The organism is Microcoleus asticus IPMA8 (assembly GCF_013179805.1).
GTDB lineage: Bacteria > Cyanobacteriota > Cyanobacteriia > Cyanobacteriales > Microcoleaceae > Microcoleus > Microcoleus asticus.
This window is the reverse complement of sequence record NZ_SRRZ01000244.1, coordinates 1-3,860: the sequence shown is the minus strand read 5'-3', so window position 1 is coordinate 3,860 and position 3,860 is coordinate 1. Positions and strand designations below refer to the sequence as shown.

Below are 3,860 nucleotides of genomic sequence, written 5' to 3'. Positions count from 1 at the left end.
TATGATTCAGGATGTCGCTCATGTTTCTGTCTCAAAAAAGCTTTACGATCTTCTTGTACCACAAAATGTTACTATTTTGGAGATGTCTAAAGTGTAGAGAGTTAATGAGTCAATATACTTGATTCATCTTGATAATAACTTACAGCGTATTCCAGGTTTATTAAGTACAGTAGCAGCAGCTTGTAAACCAGTTTTTGAAGTGTTTGGTATTGACCAAATAAGCGTGCCGTAGCAAGTAAAACATCAACCCGGAGTGGTAGTTGTTGGTGAGAACTGACGTAAAAAAGCTTTCAGTTGTGACCACCATAATTCTATCGGATTAAAATCCGGAGAATAGGGTGATAAATTTAGGACAGTGGCACCAGCCGCTTGAATCAAATGGTTCAATCACCGCCAACTTATGAGCTGGTAGATTATCCATAACAACCACTGCACTTTTCCCTAAGTTTGGCACTAAACATTGTTCTACAAAAACTGCAAATGCCTGACTATCCATCGACCCATTCAGCGTCATTAATCCTACTACTTTTTTTAACCTTATTGCTCCAATAACTGTTATTTTTGCACCCCGATAAAAGGGTTTTAAATCATAGACTCTACTACCATATCTCGAACGTGCGCGGGTTCGTATCAACCCCAATCAAACGCCCATTTTATCCAAAAAAACGAGGTTGTCAGGGTCAATATTTTTTCACTTTCTCCCAATATTAACCCCTGACAATTTGCACTCTTTCAGTAGCCGACTGACTACTGCGTACGGTCTTTTTTTTCGCGTCAAATTTTGTTTTTGTAGTTCACGACACATCATGCTAGGGCTGACAGCTTCGTTGTAGGTCAAACGCCAATATTCACTTGGGTTCTGACAACGTGCTATCCGGATATTTTTCTACCATATGGGTCAATTCATTCCGGCGCGAGTTTAACACACTTTTGAGGCTTCCACCCTGTTTTCTGGGTTGAACGCGACCAGTCGTTTGTTTTTGTTTTAAAATTTTTTGAACAAACCCTTTACTCACATCAAATCTGGCGGCTACTTTCCTAATTGATGTATCACCTTGTTCATAGATTTTAACTATTTGATGGCGCAACTCGATCGAATAAGGTTTCATTTTTTTCGCTTCTGTACTAAATACAGTGTATCATCTATACATGGAATCGGCTGTCTCACCCTATTCTCCTGACTTTAATCCGATCGAATTATGGTGGTCACAACTCAAAGCTTTTTTACGTAAGTTTTCGCCTCCTACTAGCAAGAAGGTAGACATTTTACTTGGCGTAAGCACGCTTATTTAGTTAATATTAAGCACTTTAAAAACTGGTTTACAAGCTGCTACTGTAATTCATAAACCTGGAATCCGCTGTATCAGGTCGCGCTTGACTAAACGAATCGCACCAGCGACGATATTTTAGCAAAAGTGCTGGAATTGAACCTAGAACTGGCAGAAAAAGAAAAACGGGGAGAATCGGTAGTTGGGCTTTGTGTCCCAACTGACTAAAAATACTAATCGCTGTTATCATAAGTTTTGTAGATCTGCGTATAATCACATAGATTGTTGATAGAGATCACAAACACTCTAGTCTAAAAACAGAGATACTAGGGGAAGCGTTGAGTTTTGAGTGAAAGATTTCAAAATTAAAAATTAAACACTCAAAACTGCTTTCGACCTTCCGCATAAGTGCATTCTGCTTTTCTTCGCTCAATTACTCCTGATTTGTTTGGGAGGAACTTCCAATGTTATTATTAACCCACAGTAAGTCCAAAAATAGCAAGGTACAGCAAAAGCAATATGCTCAACAACATTTGTTACAAACTTCAACTATTAATCTAACTGGGCTAAAGGCAGAATGCAACCATTTGCGGATCGGTCAAAAAATTAGCTATGGCTATGCTTTAGCTATCAGCATAGCGATTTTGGGAACTGGTGCGGGACTGAGATTGGGAGACTACTTTCGCAAGCAAGCTTTAGTTCAGGTAAATGTTGCTCAACAGCAGCAGCAACTGCTGCAAAATTTGCAAAATACCGTATTTGAAGCCCGATCGCACGCGGCGAGATTGCCAGTCGTTTTGGGAAACACTGTGGCGCTGAAATACGAAAAAGATCGGTTTTTTGGGCAAATCAATCAGGCGAAAATCCTGATTTCAGAAAGTGAATCTTTTGCACGAGAACATCCCAAGAGACTAGCAACACAAGAGGCAGTATTGCAGGGTCTCTTGCAGAAATCTGCCCTCGTTATTGATTACTACGGTCAGCTAATTAAATTGCAGTTAAAAGAAGCGGAAGTTGGGAATTTGCCGCCCAACAGCATCGAGTCCGCACAGCTACAAATGTTGAGGACTAGCAGCGGTCAAGAGGCGATCGTACTAGATAACCTTGCTCAGAGTTTAACCAAGCTAATTTCTACTCTAGAAATTCACAAGCAGCAAGGAATCAAAGCATTAGAAGAAGCTGAAGGTTTGCGCAACCGAATTATTCTCGGGAGTATGCTAATTTCAGCACTCATCGCCGTTGCGCTGGCGGACAAAACCAGCCGCGCGATCGCCCAACCCCTCGAAACCGTTACTGATGTCGCTCAGCAAGTTGCTCGCGAATCGAATTTTAACCTGCAAGTACCAGTCACAACCCAAGACGAAATCGGAGTTTTAGCAGCCTCTTTCAATCAATTGATTCAGCGAGTTAGCGAGTATACAAAAGAACTCAAACAAACTCAATCCCAATTAATTCAGACCGAAAAAATGTCGTCTCTCGGCCAAATGGTTGCAGGGATAGCCCACGAAATCAACAATCCCGTCAACTTCATCGGCGGCAACATTGACTATGCCAACCAATACATCGAAGATTTGACAGGTTTGGTAACTCTCTATCAACAATCCTATCCAAACCCACCAGATGCCATTCTAGAACGCATCGAAGACATTGAACTCGAATTTCTCAGAGAAGATTTACCAAAAACCCTCTCTTCGATCAAAATGGGAGCCGATCGCATTCGTGAAATTGTCCTATCCATGCGCAACTTTTCGCGATCGGACGACGGCAAAATGAAATCAGCCGACATTCACGAAGGAATTGATAGCACCCTCGTAATTCTCAATCACCGGCTCAAACAAGGTATTCAAGTTATTAAACAATACGGCAAGTTGCCTGCGCTTGAGTGCTATCCAGCCCAACTCAATCAAGTATTTATGAACGTGATCGGCAATGCAATAGATGCGTTGGAGGAGGTGAAAAAGGGAGATAAAGGGTATTCGCCAACCATTTGGATTAGCACGGAAGTTACTGCAGACAATACTGTCACCGTCAAGATTCGGGATAACGGGCCCGGAATTGCGTCCGCCAGTGCCCAACAGATATTTGACCCATTTTTTACTACAAAGTCGATCGGCAAAGGCACTGGATTGGGATTGGCTATTTCCTGTCAAATCGTTGCCAAGCATCAAGGCAAAATTGAGGTAAATTCTCAAATAGGACAGGGCACGGAATTTGTGATTACTTTGCCAGTTGCTGCTTAATATCACGCGGGGCGATCGGGATGAAAATAAAAAATCGGTTCCCACCGTCGCCCAATTTCCAAAACAGACGACTTGCTCAACCAATTGCAGGCCCGACGTAAAAAGTCCGGGGCGAACTTGGCAGATATAGAGGCGCTTTTGGACATACTAGAAAACCATTAGCGCGAAAATTGAGCTAAAAACAGAACTATTGGTGATAATAAGTCTGAAACCGTTGAATCATATCGTTTTCGGTATCATGTCGATCGTGCAACCGGAAACGCTGAGGGGGTGACAAAGAGGTCTAGGAGATAGACCGAATCAGGGTTGCAGCCCGCATACCTTGTTGATAAAAGCGACGTTTATTTCGAGT

4 protein-coding genes are annotated in these 3,860 nt (G+C 42.2%); 1 reads left to right on the top strand and 3 read right to left on the bottom strand.

What is annotated here, in order from left to right; translation table 11 throughout:
• Window positions 1-243: 243 nt before the first annotated feature.
• The 3 genes from E5S67_RS34970 to E5S67_RS31360 all read right to left on the bottom strand — a co-directional run bounded on the left by E5S67_RS34970 (window position 244) and on the right by E5S67_RS31360 (window position 1,109).
• Window positions 244-378 carry a transposase gene (locus tag E5S67_RS34970; RefSeq protein ID WP_422614733.1) on the bottom strand — a complete coding sequence of 45 codons (135 nt, stop codon included), beginning with the start codon at window positions 376-378 and terminating at the stop codon, window positions 244-246.
• Complete coding sequence (locus tag E5S67_RS31365) at window positions 320-634, bottom strand: transposase (RefSeq protein WP_172193304.1); 315 nt, start codon at window positions 632-634, stop codon at window positions 320-322. Before E5S67_RS31365 ends, E5S67_RS34970 begins: the two co-directional genes overlap by 59 nt.
• A gap of 214 nt (window positions 635-848) precedes the next feature.
• The gene (locus E5S67_RS31360) at window positions 849-1,109 is read right to left on the bottom strand and encodes a helix-turn-helix domain-containing protein (protein ID WP_172193302.1); all 261 of its coding nucleotides are present in this window, start codon (window positions 1,107-1,109) and stop codon (window positions 849-851) included.
• Window positions 1,110-1,732: 623 nt separating this feature from the next.
• Between E5S67_RS31360 and E5S67_RS31350 the strand changes: the two genes are divergently transcribed.
• Window positions 1,733-3,508 (top strand): sensor histidine kinase, encoded by a 1,776-nt coding sequence (locus tag E5S67_RS31350; RefSeq protein ID WP_172193298.1) that lies wholly within the window; start codon window positions 1,733-1,735, stop codon window positions 3,506-3,508.
• Window positions 3,509-3,860 lie beyond the last annotated feature (352 nt).